This window comes from Kaustia mangrovi (genome assembly GCF_015482775.1).
Lineage (GTDB): Bacteria > Pseudomonadota > Alphaproteobacteria > Rhizobiales > Im1 > Kaustia > Kaustia mangrovi.
Map to the genome: position 1 here is coordinate 1,926,778 of NZ_CP058214.1, position 14,219 is coordinate 1,940,996.

Annotated in this window: 15 protein-coding genes; 3 read left to right on the top strand and 12 right to left on the bottom strand. The window is 67.9% G+C overall.

What is annotated here, in order from left to right; translation table 11 throughout:
• Nucleotides 1-41 precede the first annotated feature (41 nt).
• Nucleotides 42-2,315, bottom strand: coding sequence for a heavy metal translocating P-type ATPase (locus tag HW532_RS09050; protein ID WP_425491936.1), 2,274 nt, complete (start codon nucleotides 2,313-2,315; stop codon nucleotides 42-44).
• A gap of 70 nt (nucleotides 2,316-2,385) precedes the next feature.
• Here HW532_RS09050 and HW532_RS09055 point away from each other — a divergent pair, with 70 nt between their 5' ends.
• The gene (locus tag HW532_RS09055; RefSeq protein ID WP_213164060.1) at nucleotides 2,386-2,823 is read left to right on the top strand and encodes a MerR family transcriptional regulator; all 438 of its coding nucleotides are present in this window, start codon (nucleotides 2,386-2,388) and stop codon (nucleotides 2,821-2,823) included.
• Between the two features lie 48 nt (nucleotides 2,824-2,871).
• Here HW532_RS09055 and HW532_RS09060 read toward each other — a convergent pair whose 3' ends face one another.
• Nucleotides 2,872-3,786 (bottom strand): LysR family transcriptional regulator, encoded by a 915-nt coding sequence (locus HW532_RS09060; protein WP_213164061.1) that lies wholly within the window; start codon nucleotides 3,784-3,786, stop codon nucleotides 2,872-2,874.
• A 117-nt stretch (nucleotides 3,787-3,903) separates the two neighbouring features.
• On the opposite strand from HW532_RS09060, the gene HW532_RS09065 reads away from it, so the two are divergent.
• Complete coding sequence (locus tag HW532_RS09065) at nucleotides 3,904-5,400, top strand: CoA-acylating methylmalonate-semialdehyde dehydrogenase (protein WP_213164062.1); 1,497 nt, start codon at nucleotides 3,904-3,906, stop codon at nucleotides 5,398-5,400.
• Between the two features lie 27 nt (nucleotides 5,401-5,427).
• Here HW532_RS09065 and HW532_RS09070 read toward each other — a convergent pair whose 3' ends face one another.
• On the bottom strand, nucleotides 5,428-5,874 hold the full coding sequence (locus HW532_RS09070) for a YbaN family protein (RefSeq protein ID WP_213164063.1): 447 nt from the start codon (nucleotides 5,872-5,874) through the stop codon (nucleotides 5,428-5,430).
• A gap of 83 nt (nucleotides 5,875-5,957) precedes the next feature.
• Nucleotides 5,958-6,440 carry a MarR family winged helix-turn-helix transcriptional regulator gene (locus HW532_RS09075; protein WP_213164064.1) on the bottom strand — a complete coding sequence of 161 codons (483 nt, stop codon included), beginning with the start codon at nucleotides 6,438-6,440 and terminating at the stop codon, nucleotides 5,958-5,960.
• A gap of 156 nt (nucleotides 6,441-6,596) precedes the next feature.
• Between HW532_RS09075 and HW532_RS09080 the strand changes: the two genes are divergently transcribed.
• Nucleotides 6,597-7,022 (top strand): organic hydroperoxide resistance protein, encoded by a 426-nt coding sequence (locus HW532_RS09080; protein WP_213164065.1) that lies wholly within the window; start codon nucleotides 6,597-6,599, stop codon nucleotides 7,020-7,022.
• A gap of 45 nt (nucleotides 7,023-7,067) precedes the next feature.
• Here HW532_RS09080 and hisD read toward each other — a convergent pair whose 3' ends face one another.
• The 8 genes from hisD to HW532_RS09115 all read right to left on the bottom strand — a co-directional run bounded on the left by hisD (nucleotide 7,068) and on the right by HW532_RS09115 (nucleotide 14,146).
• A complete protein-coding gene (gene hisD / locus HW532_RS09085; protein WP_213164066.1) occupies nucleotides 7,068-8,420 on the bottom strand; it encodes a histidinol dehydrogenase in 1,353 nt (450 codons plus the stop codon).
• Complete coding sequence (locus tag HW532_RS09090; RefSeq protein WP_213164067.1) at nucleotides 8,417-9,217, bottom strand: ABC transporter permease; 801 nt, start codon at nucleotides 9,215-9,217, stop codon at nucleotides 8,417-8,419. The genes hisD and HW532_RS09090 overlap by 4 nt, the downstream gene beginning before the upstream one ends.
• Nucleotides 9,214-10,161: an ABC transporter permease gene (locus tag HW532_RS09095; protein ID WP_213164068.1), complete on the bottom strand. Its 948-nt coding sequence runs from the start codon at nucleotides 10,159-10,161 to the stop codon at nucleotides 9,214-9,216. The genes HW532_RS09090 and HW532_RS09095 overlap by 4 nt, the downstream gene beginning before the upstream one ends.
• Nucleotides 10,162-10,251: 90 nt before the next feature.
• Entirely contained in the window at nucleotides 10,252-11,175 is a 924-nt protein-coding gene (locus HW532_RS09100) for an ABC transporter substrate-binding protein (RefSeq protein ID WP_246479761.1), read from the bottom strand.
• Nucleotides 11,172-11,351 carry a twin-arginine translocation signal domain-containing protein gene (locus HW532_RS22105; protein WP_246479763.1) on the bottom strand — a complete coding sequence of 60 codons (180 nt, stop codon included), beginning with the start codon at nucleotides 11,349-11,351 and terminating at the stop codon, nucleotides 11,172-11,174. Before HW532_RS22105 ends, HW532_RS09100 begins: the two co-directional genes overlap by 4 nt.
• 20 nt (nucleotides 11,352-11,371) lie before the next feature.
• On the bottom strand, nucleotides 11,372-12,475 hold the full coding sequence (locus tag HW532_RS09105) for an ABC transporter ATP-binding protein (protein WP_213164496.1): 1,104 nt from the start codon (nucleotides 12,473-12,475) through the stop codon (nucleotides 11,372-11,374).
• 103 nt (nucleotides 12,476-12,578) lie between these two features.
• Nucleotides 12,579-13,304 (bottom strand): histidine utilization transcriptional repressor HutC, encoded by a 726-nt coding sequence (locus tag HW532_RS09110; RefSeq protein ID WP_213164069.1) that lies wholly within the window; start codon nucleotides 13,302-13,304, stop codon nucleotides 12,579-12,581.
• A gap of 74 nt (nucleotides 13,305-13,378) precedes the next feature.
• Entirely contained in the window at nucleotides 13,379-14,146 is a 768-nt protein-coding gene (locus HW532_RS09115; protein ID WP_213164070.1) for an SDR family NAD(P)-dependent oxidoreductase, read from the bottom strand.
• Nucleotides 14,147-14,219: the final 73 nt, after the last annotated feature.

The window sequence follows — 14,219 nt, forward strand, 5'->3', positions numbered from 1 at the left end:
CTTATCCACACATGCCGCAAACCGGGCCGGCGCGAGCCCGTTCAGGCCGGCTCCGGCGCGCCCTCGGGCGGCATGGCGTCCTGCCGCCGCCGCGCCGTCGCGGGCTTCAGGGCCATCAGGAGCCGCATGGCGTTGAGCGTCACCAGCACCGTCGCGCCCGTATCGGCGAGGACGGCGACCCACAGGCCTGTCGCGCCGATCACGGTGGTCACCAGGAAGACCGCCTTCAGGCCGAGCGCGATGGCGACATTCTGCCGGATCGTGCGCATGGTTGTGCAGGCAAGGCCGATAAGCCGCGCCACATCCAGGACGGCGCTGCGCATGAGGCCGGCATCGGCGGCCTCCATGGCAACATCCGTGCCCGAACCCATGGCGATGCCGACGCTCGCGGACGCCAGGGCCGGCGCGTCGTTGACCCCGTCGCCGACCATGACGACGGTGCGCCCGGCGGCCAGTTCGCGGACGGCCTCGACCTTCGCCTCGGGCAACATCTCCGCACGTGCCTTGAGACCGAGCTCGCCGGCGATGGCCTGAGCGGTGCGCGCATTGTCGCCGGTCAGCATGACCGCATCGATCCCGGCGCGGCCGAGTGCGGCGATCCCGTCCGCGGCATCCGCGCGCGGCTCGTCGCGCAAGCCGATCACGCCCTGCGCCACACCCGCCTCCATGACTATGGCGACTGTCTTGCCATCCGCCTCCAGCGTCCGCGCCGTCTCGCGCAACGCCTCGTCCATCTCTCCGGCCTCGAGTGCGAAACGCGGTGCGCCGACAAAGACGTCCCGTCCGCCGACGCGGCCCGCGACACCCTTGCCCGCAACGGTCCTCACGGCCTCCGCCACGGGTCGCGGCGCCTCCTCCGCATCGGCGCGTTCGCAGATGGCCTTTGCCAGCGGATGGCTCGATTCCGCCTCGAGCGCCGCGGCAAGCGCAAGCACGCGCGCGCCGTCGCCATCGCGTGCAACGATATCGGTCACCGCCGGCTCTCCCCGCGTCAGCGTCCCGGTCTTGTCGAAGGCGACGGTCTCCGCCTTCGCCAGCATCTCCATCACCGCGCCGCCCTTGACGAGCATGCCGTGGCGGGCGGCCGACGACAGCCCGGAGGCAATCGCCGCGGGAACGGAGATGACCAGCGCGCAGGGACAACCGATCAGGAGGAGGGCGAGGCCGCGATAGGCCCAGTCCTGCCATCCGCCATACCCCAGAAGCGGCGGCAAGACGGCGACCAGGAGCGCGGCCGCGACGACCGCCGGCATGTAGTAGCGCGAGAAGCTGTCTATGAAGCGCTCCGTCGGCGCCTTCGCCTCCTGCGCCTCCTCCACCAGCGTGACGATGCGGGCGATGGTCGTGTCCTCCGGCGCGCGGTCGACCCGGACCCGCAGGCTCGCCTCGTGATTGACCGATCCTGCGAAGGCCCGCGCCCCCGGCTCCTTGGTCACAGGGACGCTTTCGCCGGTGATCGCCGCCTCGTCCACATTGGACAGCCCGTCGAGCACGGTGCCGTCGGCCGGCACGCGCTCGCCGGCACGCACCGCCACCGTCTGGCCGATACGGAGATCGGCAGCGGCAACCTCGCGCAGCCCGCCATCCTCCTCGACGAGCGCCGTCCTGGGAATGAGCGCGCCAAGCGCCTTGAGCCCGGAACGCGCCTTTGCGGCGGCGAGCCCCTCCAGCACCTCGCCCACCGCGAAGAGGAACACGACGACGGCGGCCTCGGCGGTCTCGCCGATGACGACCGCGCCGATGACCGCAACCGTCATCAGCATCTCGATGGTGAAGGGCGAGCCGAGCCGGGCGGCCGTGACGGCCCGGCGGGCGACCGGCCAGGCCACGACGAGTATGGCGACGAGGAAGGCCCAGCGGCCAAGCTCGGGCAGCAGCGTGTCGGCTGCAAACGCCGCTGCGACGAGCATGCCGCCGAACAGCGCGTGGCGGGCCTTGGGCATCCGCCACCAGCGGCGCCCGGCCTCGCCGCCCTCGCCGGTCTCCACGGCCCGCTCCGTCTCGCCGAGCCGTGTCGCCCTGTAGCCGAGGGCTGAGACCGTCTTGCCGACCGTCGCGTCGTCGGTCAGGGTTTCGTCGAGGGCAAGAGCCATGGTGCCGTTGGCGACAGACACGCGGATGTCCGACACGCCGGGCAACCCGGCGAGCGCGCGCTCGATGGTCGCGGCACAGCTCGCGCAGTCCATCCCCTCGACCGTCCACCGCGTATGGCCGGCCGGCGCTCGAGCCTCGCCCGCATCTGGCGCACGATCGTGCCCGCAGCCACAGCAATCGCCATCCTGTGCCGGCTCCGGCGCCTCTACGGCCTTGTCCATCGGATCGCCTCCTTCCATTTGCCGGGAGGCTAATCCCTGTAGTAACTATAGGGGCAAGAGGTGATCTGCCATGGACCGCACATTTCCGATCGGCAAGCTCGCCGAGGGCGCCGGCTGCAAGGTGGAGACGATCCGCTATTACGAGAGCATCGGCCTCATGCCGGAGCCGGAGCGCTCGGCGAGCAACCAGCGCCGCTATGTGGCGCGCCATTTCGACCGGTTGATCTTCATCCTGCACGCCCGCGATCTCGGCCTGCCCATCGAGGCCGTCCGCCAGCTCATCGAGCTGTGCGGCCATCCGGACGCGCCCTGCGACGATGCCGATGCCATCGCCCGCCGGCAGCTGGAGGACGTGCGCGCGCGCATCGACCGCCTCAAGCTCCTCGAGGCGGAACTCCAGCGCACGCTCGACAGTTGCCAGCACGGCCGGATCGCGGAGTGCAAGGTCATCGAATCGCTTGCCCAGTGCGGCACCTGCGCGCGCCGCCACGGCCGCCCGCCGCGATAGTCCGCAAGGCTGCCCCGCACCGCCCCGTCCATGAAGGCGCGGCGGCTGTCAGGCGCGAGCGGTCTCCGCGCCCGCCGCCTCGCGCAGGAAGAGCGAGCGGGCGCGGCGGGTCTCGCCCATGATGAAGCGCCAGACCGCGTCGACGCGTGCCAGACCGCGCTGGTCGGCATGGGCGGCGAGCCAGTAGCTGCGCACCGCGCGCACCTCCGGCAGCACGCAATGGAGATCGGGAAACTGCCGGGCCACCGCGTCGTGAACGAGGCCGACGCCGATGCCCGACCGGATGGCCTCGACCTGGCCGACGACACTTGCGCATTCGAACCGGCCCGCCGTCGCGTCCTCGAAATCGGCGGCATAGTCGAGCGAGGCGCTGTAGGTCAGGTCCTCCACATAGGTGATCAGCATGCGGCCCTCGAGGTCCTCGCGCCGCCGGATCGGCCCCTCACGGTCCAGGTGGCCGCGCGCGGCATAGAGGCTCACGCTGTAATCGGCGAGCTTGGCGGCGACGAGCTTGCCCTGGGTCGGCCGATCGACGGTCACCGCGATATCGGCCTCGCGCTTCGACAGGGAGAAGGCGCGCGGCAGGGGCACGAGCTGGATGACGAGATCGCGATGGCGCGCGCCGAAGGCGGCAAGCCGCGGGGCGAGCACATAATTGCCGATGCCGTCCGGTGCGCCGATGCGGACCTCGCCGCCGAGCGCCGTGGACCGTTCGGAGAGATCCTCCTCGCCGTGCAGTGCCTCCGTCTCCATGCGTTCGGCATGGGCGAGGAGCCGCTCGCCGGCCTGCGTCAGGCAGATGCCGTCCTTGCGCCGCTCCACGAGGTCGGTGCCGGTATCGCGCTCCAGCCGGGCGATCTGGCGGCTGACCGTCGTCTGGTCGAGCCTCAGCTTGCGCGCCGCGCCGAGGAACTGCCCGGCCCGGGCAACCGCAAGGAATGTCTGGATATGATCCCACCGCATGACGCATATCCTGCAAATTTGCAGATCGTTAGACGGATATTTGCCGATTGATCGGACGATACGCAACCGTCAATGTCTGCGGTGGATGACTGACACCCCCATGAGAGGATGAACCCAATGCGTGAGATCGGCCACTTTGTCGCCGGCAGGACCGTGCCCGGAACGAGTGGGCGCACCGGCGATGTCTTCAAGCCCGCGACGGGCGAGATCCAGGCGAAGGTCGCGCTGGCCTCGCCGTCCGAGATCGACGAGATCGTCGCCAATGCCGCCGAGGCGCAGGCCGGCTGGGCAGCGACCAATCCGCAGAAGCGGGCCCGCGTGCTGATGGAGTTCTGCCGGCTCGCCTATGCCGAGATCGACGAGCTCGCCGCCCTGCTCGCCAGCGAGCACGGCAAGACCGTGCCCGACGCCAAGGGCGACCTGCAGCGCGGGCTGGAGGTGATCGAGTTCGCCATCGGCGCGCCGCATCTCCTGAAAGGCGAGTTCACCGAGGGCGCGGGGCCGGGCATCGACATGTATTCCATGCGCCAGCCGCTGGGCGTGGTCGCTGGCATCACGCCGTTCAACTTCCCCGCCATGATCCCCATGTGGATGTTCGGCCCGGCGATCGCCTGCGGCAACGCCTTCATCCTGAAGCCGTCGGAGCGCGACCCTTCGGTGCCCATGCGGCTCGCCGAGCTCATGATCGAGGCCGGGCTGCCCGAAGGCATCCTCAATGTGGTGAATGGCGACAAGGAGGCGGTCGAGACGCTGCTCGCCCATCCGGGCATCGCCGCCATCAGCTTCGTCGGCTCCACGCCCATCGCCCGCCATGTCTACCAGACCGCCGCCGCCCACGGTAAGCGCGTCCAGGCGCTCGGCGGGGCAAAGAACCACCTCATCGTCATGCCCGACGCCGATATGGACCAGGCGGTCAACGCACTGATCGGCGCGGGCTACGGATCCGGCGGCGAGCGCTGCATGGCCGTCTCGGTCGCCGTGCCGGTCGGCGAGGAGGCCGCGTCCGCGCTGATGGAGCGTCTGGTGCCGCGCGTGGAGTCCCTGAAGATCGGCCCGAGCCACGATGCGGACGCCGATTTCGGCCCGCTGGTGACCGCCGCCCATCGCGACCGCGTGCGCTCCTATGTGGATCTCGGCGTGGAGGAAGGCGCCGACCTCGTGGTCGACGGCCGCGGCTTCCAGATGCAGGGCTACGAGGACGGCTTCTATATCGGCGGCTGCCTGTTCGACAATGTGAAGCCGGACATGCGCATCTACAGGGAGGAGATCTTCGGGCCCGTCCTCTCCGTGGTGCGCGCGAAGGATTACGAGGAGGCGCTCAGCCTGCCGAACGAGCACGAATTCGGCAATGGCGTCGCGATCTTCACCCGCGACGGCGATGCCGCCCGCGATTTCGCGACCCGCGCCCAGATCGGCATGGTCGGCATCAATGTGCCGATCCCGGTGCCGCTCGCCTATCACTCCTTCGGCGGCTGGAAGGCCTCGCTCTTCGGCGCCCACAACCAGCACGGGCCGGACTCGTTCCACTTCTTCACCCGCGCCAAGACGGTCACGAGCCGCTGGCCGTCGGGCATCAAGGACACGGCCGAGTTCGTCATGCCGACCATGTCGTAGGGGATTTTCCCGGCCGGTACCGGTGCCTCAGGCGCCGGGCTCCGGCCGGGTCACCACATAGGCCGCGCAGCTGATCATGAAGACCGCCACGACACAGGCGAGCAGCCAACCGGGCCGCACGCTCAGCCAGAACAGCCCGTAGCCGGCCGCCATTCCCAGACAGGCCGCGACCTTGCCCCGGACCGGCACTGCGCCCTCGTCGCGCCAGGCCTTCAGCGTCGGCCCGAAGCGGGGATGGTCGAGCATCCAGGCCTCGAGCCGCGGCGAGGAACGGCCGAAGAACCAGGCGGCGAGGATCAGGAAGATCGTCGTGGGCAGGAGCGGGAGGAAGACACCCAGAAGGCCGAGCGCGAGCATGGCCAGCCCGAGCGCCAGAAACCCGATCTGCCGGCCACCATCGATCACCGCCCACGCCGTGCGGCGGACCGGTTTGAGAGGGCCCGGGCGATCCGGGCTGTTGAGGCCTGCAGGCATTCGCGATCCCGCAACGGTTTCGTGCCACATCTTCATAGAAGCAGGACAGGCCGTCTTTTCAAGGGGACCGGGCGCCCGCAGCCTCATACCGCGCCACTGTGACGCTCCAGCGCACGGGTGAGCGCGGAGATATCCCTCTGCAGCCGCCTGAGATCGTCCAGCGTCAGTCCCGAAGCCTCCAGGATGCAGCGCGGAATGTCACGCGCCTTCTCCCTGAGCGCCCGGCCCTCCTCCGTCAGGCGCACCCGCACCTGGCGCTCGTCGTTCGGGTCGCGGGCGCGGACCACATGGCCCATCGCCTCCAGCCGCTTGATCATCGGGGTCAGCGTACTCGATTCAAGTCCGAGCGTCTCGCCGAGCTCGCCCACCGTCCGCCCGTCCCGCTCCCATAGCGCCACCATCGCCAGATATTGCGTGTAGGTGAGGCCGAGAGGCGCAAGCAGCGGCTTGTAGACGCGGTTGAAGGCATGGCCGGCGGAATAGACCGCAAAGCAGAGGAAATCGCCCAGCGGAATCGCATCGTCCTTCGTGTCCCGGACATCGCCGGTCTGGCGGATATCGGCCATTTCTCACCTCGTTGTTCCTTCTCCCTCTAAATAAATCGCGCGCGATCATATCGCAAGCCATTGACAATGATCGGGCTCTATCTATATCAATCGTGCACGATCAATTATCGCACGATTTACTGAACCCCCAACTGCCCTACAGGAAAGGAAAGTCCCATGTCCGTGAATGTCCTCTACCGCACCTCCGCCCGCGCCACGGGCGGCCGCGACGGCCGCTCGGGCACGCTCGACGGCGCCGTCGACGTCAAGCTGGTCACCCCGAAGGAGCTCGGCGGCCCGGGTGGCGACGGTGTGAACCCGGAGCAGCTCTTCGCGACCGGCTATGCGGCCTGCTTTCTGGGTGCGATGAAGTTCGTCGCCTCGCAGGGCGGCCCGAAGGTTCCCGCCGACGCCCATGTCACGGCGACCGTCGGTATCGGCCCGCGCTCCGAAGGCGGTTTCGGGCTCGAGATCGCGCTCGAGATCGAGCTTCCGGGGATCGAGCGTGCGCAGGCGGAAGACCTCGTCGCCCGCGCCCATCAGGTCTGCCCCTATTCGAACGCGACCCGCAACAATATCGACGTGCAGCTGAGCGTCATCTGACATCCCGATGGGCCCGGCGCAGACAAAAAGCACCGGGCCAATCGTCTATTTCTCGGAGGCGAAGGCCTTGTCGCGCATCGCCGACAGCGCGTTGGCATGGGCGTCGAAGCCTTCGTACTGCGCGAAGCGGCGAGCATAGGGCGCGAGGATGTCGTAGCCCTTGCGCGTCACATGGCCGACCGAGATGCGCTTCATGTAGTCGAAGACACTCAGGGGAGACCAGGTACGCGCCGCCGAATTGGTCGGCAGAACCGCATTGGGGCCGAGCACGAAATTGCCGATGGAGACCGGCGTGTGCTCGCCCATCAGGATCTCGCCGGCATTGCGGATGAGACCGAGATACTGGTGCGGGTCCTTCGCCTGGATTTCCAGATGCTCGGGCGCATAGTCGTTCACGAAGGCGATGGCCGCGTCCATGTCGTCGGCGAGCACGATGCCGCCGCGCGGACCTGAGAGCACGTCGCGCGAGAAGCCCACGCGCTGCTCGCCCATCTCCGCCCAGAAATCCGGGATCGCGGCCCGCGCCGCCTCGGCCACCTCGCGCGAATTCGTCACCAGATAGGCGGAGCTGTCGGAGCCGTGCTCGGCCTCGATCAGGAGATCGAGCGCGCAGACCCGGCCATTCGCCGTCTCGTCGGCGAGGATGATGGATTCGCTCGGCCCCGCCGGGATGCCCGGATCGATGCGGTCCGACAGCAGCCGCTTCGCCGCGACGACCCACGGGCTGCCCGGCCCGACGATCTTCAGACAGCGCGGCACGGTCTCCGTCCCGTAGGCGACGGCGGCCACGGCCTGCGCGCCGCCGCATTTGTAGACGCGTTCCACACCGGCGATGCGGGCTGCGACCAGCGTCGCCGTATCCACCTTGCCGTCCGGTCCGGGCGGGGTGACGATGACGGGCTTCGGCACGCCGGCGACGACCGCCGGGATCGCCGTCATCATGACGACGCTCGGGAAGGAGCCCTTGCCGCGCGGCACATAGCAGGCGACGCTGTCGACCGGCACCACCTTGTCACCGGCGAAGACGCCGGGATGCATCTCCTTCAGCCACATCTCCTCCGGCATCTGCGCCTCGTGGAAGCGGCGGACATTGTCTGAGGCGAATTCCAGCACCTCGACCATCTCCGGCTCGAGGGCCGCGAAGGCCTCGTCGAAATCGGCCTCGGTCGCCGCGATGGCGTCGGGCTCCACGGGGCTGCGGTCGAACTCCTTCGCGAACCGCGAGAGCGCCGCGTCGCCCTCCGTCCTCACTGCCTCGATAATGGGCCGAACCTTCTCGATGACGGGGCCGAGATCGGCCTCGGTGCGCGCCATCAGGCGGTTGCGCCCGTCGGCATCGAGATCGGACAGGATGTGGAAGCTGATGTCATTGGACACGGGGAGCACTCCGGGGATCATTTCGAGCGAAGGAAGATTTCGAGGCCGACAAGCCGGTCGAGCAGCCAGACGGCGGCGAGCGCGATCAGGATATAGACCACCGATATGGCGGCCAGGTCTGGCGTGATGACGGAGCGGATCGAATTGTAGATCTGCACCGGCAGGGTGACCGTGCGGGAATCGACCAGGAACAGGCTCACCAGGAACTCGTTGAAGGCGAGGATGAACATGAGCAGCGCGCCGGTGATGACGCCGGGCATGACCGCCGGCAGCGTGACCGTGAAGAACACCTGGACAGGCGGCGCGCCGCAATTGGCCGCGGCGTTCTCCAGCTCGTCGTCGAGCGCGTTCACCGAGGCGCTCACCGCCCAGATCATGAAGGGCAGGTTGATGACGCAGAGCGCGAGCCCGATCGGCCACAGCGAGCCCAGGATGCGGATCTCGCCGAAGAAGATCATCATGCCGAGGCCGGAGACGACGAGCGGGATTGTAAAGGGCAGCAGCAGATAGACCTGCAGCGCCCGCCGGAACCGGATCCGGTAGCGCACCGTGCCGAGCGCCGCGAGCGTGCCGACGGGAATGGCGATCGCCGTGCACACCGCCGACACGTAGAAGGAACGAAGCAGCGCGCCCTTGAAGCTCTCCAGTCCGAACAGCCGCTCGTACCAGCGCAGCGAGAAGCCGTCTGGCGGGAACTGGATGATGTCGCCGGAGGTGAAGGACGCGCCGATGATGATGAGCGTCGGCAGGCTGAGCGTGACGAGACTCAGCGCCGTCAGCCCCCACAGGACGATGGCCTTGCCGCGCGCGCCGGTCATTTGTTCCGCCCCGAAATGCCGAGCGTTCCGGTGCCGGCGATCATGAATATGAGGGCGACGAGCGCGCTGCCGATAACGACGAGGATGATGGAGAGCGCCGAGCCGAGCCCCAGATTGGAGATGCGGAAATAGCTGTCATAGATCGCGTTGGCGATGAAGTCCGACGTGCCGCCGCCGAGGATCTGGGGCATGGCGAAATCGGTGAGGGTCAGCGTGAAGACCACGACGGAGGCCCCCACCAGCCCCGGCGTCGCCATGGGGATCAGTACGTGGCGGAAGGTCCTGACCCAGTTCGCCCCGAGGCTTTCCGAGGCGAGCTCCACCTCCTCGCCGATGGCGGCGAGCGCCGGCGTGAGCAGCAGGACGGCGAAGGGCAGCATGTACTGGACCAGCCCGAAGATGACGGCGGGATAGTTGTAGATGAGATCGAGCGGCGGCAGGCCGAGTGCGGTCGCCATGCTGTTGATGAAGCCTTCCTTGCCGAGGATGATCAGCCAGCCATAGGCGCGCACCACCTGGCCGATGAAGAAGGGCAGGAACAGTGCGATTAGCAGGAACTTGCGGATCGCCGCGGACTGGGTGCGCACCATCAGATAGGCGTAGGGAAAGGCCAGCACGATGGAGACGGCGGTCACGATGACCGCGGCCAAGAGGCTCCGCCCCAGAATGCGCAGATAGACGGGCCGCTCGAAGAAGGCGGCGTAATTGGCGAGGCTGTACTCGTCCTTCAGCCGGTAGGTCGCGAGGTCGAGCTCGTGCAGGCTGTAATCCGCCATATAGCCGAGCCCGACGATCAGGATGAAGACGAGTGCCACCGCCGGCAGGATGAACAGATAGCCGTTCATGCCGTGGGCGCCGCGCGGCCAGGCCGCGGCGACGAGCCGGTCCACGGCGTCCAGCATCCGCCATGAAACCGGCTTGCGTCCGGAGGTGGTGTCAGCCATCGGTTGCTCCGGGGCCCGAGGTCCCCTCGCCCGTCCGCCGCTCAGCGCGCCGGGCGAGGGGATGTGAGCCAGCCATAAGCGACAGCCCCATCAGCCCTGCATGATCTCCTTGAACCTGGCGAACCAGACCGGCTGGTTCTCGACAAGCACCGGAGAGGGGATGCGCACGAGCTTCTTGAAGTCCTCCGGCGTCGTCGGATAGGCGGGATCCCCGACGAGGTCGGCCGGCGGCTCGAGCCCCGGATAGACCGGCGGCAGGCCGAGCGCCGCGCACCATTTCTCCTGCGCGTCGCGGCCGATGGCATACTGGACGAGCTGCTTGGCCCAGTACTCCTCGTTCTCCGGCAGGCCCTTCGGGATCCAAAGCCCGTCGGTATCGACCTTGCAGCCCTCCTCCGGCACCGTCCATTCCACATCGATGCCGTTCTGCTTGGCGGCGCGGGCATTCACCGAGATGGTGCAGGCGATGTCGATCTCGCCATTCTGGAACCAGGTCGTGAAGTCCGGATCCTCGCCGAGCAGGGGATCGTTCTTCTTCAGCGCGCGATAGAATTCGTAGCCCGGCTCCATATTGTCGGGAATGTCCTTGACGGTGCCGCCGCCGGCGAGGACCGCGATGGGGTTGAACCCGATACCGTCATTGTAGAGCGCGACGCGGCCCTTGAGCCTCTCCTCCAGCATGACGCGCCAGGACTTCGGCGCACCGTCGGGGAAGGCCTCCGGCCGATAGGCGCAGACATAGACATAAGAATAGGTGTTGACGAGCGGCCAGCCGTCGAGCCCGACCGGCTTGGCGATAGGCAGGAGCTTGTCGAGCCCCTTCAGGTCGCCCAGATCGACCGTCACGCCGCGCAGCGCGGAGATGGTGGCATTGGTGGTCGTGTCCCAGTTGACGTGGATCGGCGGCACGCGCCCCTGGTCGACCGCCGCCCAGATCTTCGGCTTGATCTCGTTGTCCTCGGTGAAGTCGAGACGCACGGGAATCCCCGTCATCTCGGTGAAGGGATCGGTCACCCCCTCCTTGAGCGCATCCCCCAGGCGCCGCCCCAGGCGCGCACGATGAGCTCGCCCGGCTTCTCCGGCTCCTGCGCGCGCACGATGCGCGGCATGGCAAGGCTTCCCGCGGCGAGCGCGGAGGTCGCGAGGAAGCGGCGGCGGCTGAGGCCGGCGGCCTTGTTCTGTGTGGACATGGAAATCTCCCTGTTTCCCCTCATTGGCGATTGTCCCGCACCTCGTCGCGCGGAAAGGCGAAGAGGTCGCGTGCGTTCCAGCCGAGCCTCACCCGGCTTGCGGGCGGATGCTCGGTGTGATGGACCGGATCGTGATCGAAGACGAAGAGCATGGCGCCGCCGAGTTCGGCCACGCGGATCTGGTAGACCATGCGGTCGCCCTCGAAGATCCGCTGCTCGACATCGCCCGTCACGACGGTCTCGAACTCCCCGCCCGCGCCCTCCGGCAAGATGCGGATCTGCTCGGCACGGATCGCGCAATCGACCGGCAGGCCCTCCTCGACCGCCACGCCGACCCGGGCTTTCAGAACCTGGTCGCCGGCACGCACCGAGGCGAGCGGCCCTTCGCCCGCCTCCTCCACCGCGCCCGGAAACAGCGAGGTGAGGCCGATGAAGTTGGCGACGAAGCGGTTCGAGGGCTCGCGATAGACGGCCTCCGGCGCGTCCGCCTGCTGGATGAGCCCCTCGTTCATGACCACGATGCGGTCGGACATGACGAGCGCCTCGCGCTGATCGTGCGTCACATTGATGGTGGTGACGCCGAGCTCCTGCTGGATACGGCGGAATTCGAGCTGCATCTCCTCGCGCAGCTTCTTGTCGAGCGCGGACAGGGGCTCGTCGAGCAGCAGGAGATCGGGGCTGAAGGACAGTGCCCGCGCAATCGCCACGCGCTGCTGCTGGCCGCCGGAGAGCTCGTGCGGTCGGCGCCCGCCATAGCCCTCCAGGCGCACGAGCTTCAGATAGTCGGCCACGCGGTCGGGAATGGTCGCGGGCTCGAAGCCGCGCATCTTGAGCGGATAGGCGACATTCTCCGCCGCCGTCATGTGCGGGAAGAGCGCGAGCCTCTGGAACACCATGCCGATGGAGCGCTTGTAGGGCGGCACGTCCTCCACCGAACGGCCATTGATCAGGATCGAGCCGGAATCGGGCTTGAGGAAGCCCGCGATCATCCTGAGCAGGGTCGTCTTGCCGCAACCCGACGGCCCCACGATGGTCAGGAAGTCGCCCTGCGCCAAGGTAAGCGTCGCCCGGTCCACGGCGACATGGCCGTCGAAGACCTTGGAGGCCTCGTGAATCTCGATCATGCGGGGTTGCTCTGTCACTCCCCCTCACCCTCCGCTCTCATTTTGCGCGGTTTCGCAGACTGTTCCAGCCGCATGGCGTCCTGTCAAGAGATGTATATACAACTTAACGTTTGGCAGTGTCCGACGGCCTCACCCGCGCCGCCACCCGGTAACGGTCGCCGGGATGGGAGAAGAAGGTGAGCGTCACGACGCTGTCGCCGACCCATGTGCGCCGGCGCACCCTGATCACCGGATCTCCGGGACCGAGCGCGAGATACCGGGCCTCCATCGCATCCGGACGCGCCGCCTCCACCACGTGCTCCAGCTCGGAGACCGGCGCGATGGCCTGAAGATAGTCGAACACCGATACGGTCTCGAAATCGACGCTCAGGAAGTCCGGCGCGAAGTCCTTGCGCACGAAACGGCGCTCGATCTGCAGGGGTGCGTCATTCTCGAAATGGACGATCTCCGCATTGAGCACGATCGTGCCGGGGGCGAAGCCGAAGGCCTCCGCGATCTCCGCCGTCGCCGGCAACGCGCGGGCTCCGATCGGCGTACAGCGGTGCCGCCCGCCGCGCTCGGCGATGGTGTGGCGGATATCCTTCACCTCCATGAGCGAGGTGTCGGGACCGGGCTCGCTGACGAAGGACCCCGCCCCCTGCACGCGCGTGATGACACCGTCGCGGCTCAGCTCGCGCAGGGCGCGGTTGACCGTCATGCGCGACACCGAAAGGGCCGCGACGAGCTCGTTCTCGCTCGGCAGCCTCTCGCCCGGGCGGTACTCGCCCGCCGAGATGGCGTCGGTGATGTGGCGCTTGACGCGTTCGTAAAGCGGCGTGGGTCTGTGCATGGGACCGCAGGGACTGGATATCCTGCCCTTGTCTGTACAAGCCTTCGCCGCGCGCGCCAAGCCCCGCCGGCGCGTCAGATCGAAGCCATGTAGCCGCCGTCGATGAAGAGGAGCTGGCCGGTGACATAGGCCGACGCCCCGGACGACAGGAAGATGCAGGCGCCGACGACGTCGTCCAGTTCGCCGAACCGGCCCATGGGGATCTTGCCGATCATCGCCTCCTGCCAGCCGGCATCGCGATAGAAGGCCTCGGTGAGCTCGGTGCGGAAATAGCCGGGCCCGATGGCATTCACCCGGATGCCCTTCGGCGACCATTCCGTGCTCAGCGCGCGCGTGATCCCGAGAAGACCCGACTTCGACGCCGTATAGGGGGCCGCCGTCGGCACGCCGACCGCCGAGGTCAGCGAGCATGTGTTGACGATGGCACCCGTCAGGCCATGCGCGAGAAGGCGCCTGGCGAAGCGCGTCGCCACGAAGAACGCCCCCTTCATGTTCGTGTCGACGATCCGGTCCCACAGCGCCTCGTCCACATCGACGGACGGTCGAACCTCCTCCATGCCCGCATTGTTGACGAGAATGTCGGCGGCCGTCCCGGCGGCGTCCATCTCCTCGAAAAGATTTGCGATGGAGGCGACGTCCGACAGATCGGCGGTGAAGACATGACACCGGCACCCGCAGGCCCCGACCGCCTCCGCCGTCTCCGACAGCCCGCTCCCGGAGCGCGCCACCGCCACGATATCCGCCCCGGCACCCGCGAGGCCGACCGCGATGGCCCGCCCGAGCCCGCGGCTTGCGCCCGTGACGAGCGCGGTGTGTCCCTCAAGACTGAACATGGTTGTCATTGCCGCCTTCCGTCCAACAGATCGTTCGCGGCGGACACCCTAACGCGTTTTCCGATCAAGCTGCACCGGCTGA

What these genes read in the sequence shown, in the direction of transcription:
- HW532_RS22105 (WP_246479763.1), bottom strand. Translation starts at nt 11,351, where the DNA reads ATGTCCACACAGAACAAGGCCGCCGGCCTCAGCCGCCGCCGCTTCCTC.
- HW532_RS09070 (WP_213164063.1), bottom strand. Translation starts at nt 5,874, where the DNA reads ATGCCTGCAGGCCTCAACAGCCCGGATCGCCCGGGCCCTCTCAAACCG.
- HW532_RS09050 (WP_425491936.1), bottom strand. Translation starts at nt 2,315, where the DNA reads ATGGACAAGGCCGTAGAGGCGCCGGAGCCGGCACAGGATGGCGATTGC.
- HW532_RS09075 (WP_213164064.1), bottom strand. Translation starts at nt 6,440, where the DNA reads ATGGCCGATATCCGCCAGACCGGCGATGTCCGGGACACGAAGGACGAT.
- HW532_RS09110 (WP_213164069.1), bottom strand. Translation starts at nt 13,304, where the DNA reads ATGCACAGACCCACGCCGCTTTACGAACGCGTCAAGCGCCACATCACC.
- HW532_RS09080 (WP_213164065.1), top strand. Translation starts at nt 6,597, where the DNA reads ATGTCCGTGAATGTCCTCTACCGCACCTCCGCCCGCGCCACGGGCGGC.
- HW532_RS09115 (WP_213164070.1), bottom strand. Translation starts at nt 14,146, where the DNA reads ATGACAACCATGTTCAGTCTTGAGGGACACACCGCGCTCGTCACGGGC.
- HW532_RS09055 (WP_213164060.1), top strand. Translation starts at nt 2,386, where the DNA reads ATGGACCGCACATTTCCGATCGGCAAGCTCGCCGAGGGCGCCGGCTGC.
- HW532_RS09065 (WP_213164062.1), top strand. Translation starts at nt 3,904, where the DNA reads ATGCGTGAGATCGGCCACTTTGTCGCCGGCAGGACCGTGCCCGGAACG.
- hisD (WP_213164066.1), bottom strand. Translation starts at nt 8,420, where the DNA reads ATGATCCCCGGAGTGCTCCCCGTGTCCAATGACATCAGCTTCCACATC.
- HW532_RS09090 (WP_213164067.1), bottom strand. Translation starts at nt 9,217, where the DNA reads ATGACCGGCGCGCGCGGCAAGGCCATCGTCCTGTGGGGGCTGACGGCG.
- HW532_RS09060 (WP_213164061.1), bottom strand. Translation starts at nt 3,786, where the DNA reads ATGCGGTGGGATCATATCCAGACATTCCTTGCGGTTGCCCGGGCCGGG.
- HW532_RS09095 (WP_213164068.1), bottom strand. Translation starts at nt 10,161, where the DNA reads ATGGCTGACACCACCTCCGGACGCAAGCCGGTTTCATGGCGGATGCTG.
- HW532_RS09105 (WP_213164496.1), bottom strand. Translation starts at nt 12,475, where the DNA reads ATGATCGAGATTCACGAGGCCTCCAAGGTCTTCGACGGCCATGTCGCC.